This is a genomic window from Pedobacter glucosidilyticus DSM 23534, from assembly GCF_000425145.1.
GTDB classification, from domain to species: Bacteria; Bacteroidota; Bacteroidia; order Sphingobacteriales; family Sphingobacteriaceae; genus Pseudopedobacter; species Pseudopedobacter glucosidilyticus.
The window spans coordinates 1-2,187 of the sequence record NZ_KE384318.1 but is presented as its reverse complement, the minus strand read 5'-3'; the positions used below and the strand labels follow the sequence as shown (position 1 = coordinate 2,187).

Sequence of the window (2,187 nt, the reverse complement as noted above, 5' to 3'; positions counted from 1 at the left end):
GGCATCAGCATTAGTGGCACAGATGCAGGTAACTATATAACAAATACCACTACAAGCACCACAGCAGCAATCACCGCCAAAGCACTACTAGTAAGTGCAACAGGTATCAACAAAGAGTACGATGCAAATACTACCGCAACGGTAACCTTAGCAGATGATAGAATCACAGGCGATGTACTAACAGCAGCCTATAGCACAGCCACGTTCGATAATAAGAATGTAGGTACAGGCAAAGCAGTAGCAGTATCAGGCATCAGCATCAGCGGCACCGATGCAGCTAACTACACAGTTAACACGACAACCAGTACAACCGCTAATATCACCGCCAAGGCACTACTAGTAAGCGCTACCGGTATCAACAAAGAATACGATGCAAATACTACCGCAACGGTAACATTAGGAGATAACAGAATCACAGACGATGTACTGACAGCAGCCTATAGCACAGCCACGTTCGACAATAAGAATGTAGGCACAGGTAAAGCAGTAGCGGTATCAGGCATCAGCATTAGCGGAACCGATGCAGGTAACTATATAACAAATACCACTACAAGCACCACCGCTAACATCACCGCCAAAGCACTACTAGTAAGTGCAACAGGTATCAACAAAGAATACGATGCAAACACTACAGCAACGGTAACCTTAGCAGATGATAGAATCACAGGCGATGTACTAACAGCAGCCTATAGCACAGCAACGTTCGATAATAAGAATGTGGGTACAGGTAAAGCAGTATCGGTATCAGGCATCAACATCAGCGGCACAGATGCGGGTAACTATACAGTTAACACAACAGCAAGCACCACAGCTAATATTACTGCTAAGCCACTAACAGTTACCGCTACCGGTATCAACAAAGAATACGATGCAAACACTACGGCAACGGTAACCTTAGGGGATAACAGAATCACAGGTGATGTACTAACAGCGGCCTATACCACGGCGACGTTCGACAATAAGAATGTAGGCACAGGTAAAGCAGTAGCGGTATCAGGCATCAGCATCAGCGGCACAGATGCAGGCAACTATATAACAAATACCACAACAAGCACCACCGCTAACATCACCGCCAAAGCACTACTAGTAAGCGCAACAGGTATCAACAAAGAATACGATGCAAACAATACGGCAACAGTAACCTTAGGAGATAACAGAGTCATAGGTGATGTACTGACAGCAGCTTATACCACAGCAACGTTCGACAATAAGAATGTAGGCACAGGCAAAGCAGTAGCAGTATCAGGCATCAGCATTAGTGGCACAGATGCAGCTAACTACACCGTTAACACCACAACAAGTACCACAGCAGCAATCACCAGAAAAGCGTTAACAATCATAGCGGATAATAAGGAGAAGTTTGAGGGCGAGGCAAATCCGGTATTAACGATTAGTTATACAGGTTTTGTAGGCGGAGAGAATAATACAGTGTTGACTACCCAGCCAAGTATCTCAACGACAGCCACATTAAGTAGTTTACAGGGTGCTTATCCTATAACAGTAAGTGGAGCAGTAGCAGAGAACTATGCCATGAGCTACCAGAATGGAGTGCTGACAGTAAAACCAGGTGCACCAACGAGTGTGAGCTTGGCAGGCGTTACGCTTTACGAGAACCGCCCAGTAGGTACTATATCAGGAACATTAAGCAGTACATCAAACAGTCCAGTAGCCACCTTTACTTATAGTTTAGTAGCAGGAGCAGGAGATACAGATAATGCAAGTTTCACCATTAATGGCAATCAGTTACAAACAGCAGCGAGCTTAAACTACGAGAATAAACAAAGCTATAGTATCAGAGTAAGAAGCACCACACAATTTGGTTTCAGTTTAGATCAAGTATTTACGGTAAACCTAAGCGATGTCAATGAGGCACCAACGCTTAATGCTATAAACAACCAAACGATATGTTATACCGCAGCAGAACAGGTAGTAGCATTAACAGGAATCACAGCAGGCCCAGAAGTCGGACAAACCACTACGGTAACGGCTAGCAGCACCAATAGCAGCCTGCTGAGTAACCTAAGTATCGTAAACAACCAATTGCGTTACCGTGTGGCGAGTGGACAAAGTGGTACAAGCACCATTACAGTAAGGGTAAGAGATAATGGTGGTGTGGCTAATGGCGGAGTAGATGAGACGACGACGACTTTCACCTTAGTAGTAAATGCGTTACCACAAATCACGATT

The 2,187-nt window shown here is 44.7% G+C and carries 1 protein-coding gene; it reads left to right on the top strand.

Going from position 1 to position 2,187, the window contains the following annotated elements; all coding sequences use genetic code 11:
• A partial coding sequence (locus H510_RS0117920) for a YDG domain-containing protein (RefSeq protein WP_026905568.1) occupies positions 1–2,187 on the top strand: 2,187 nt, incomplete at both ends.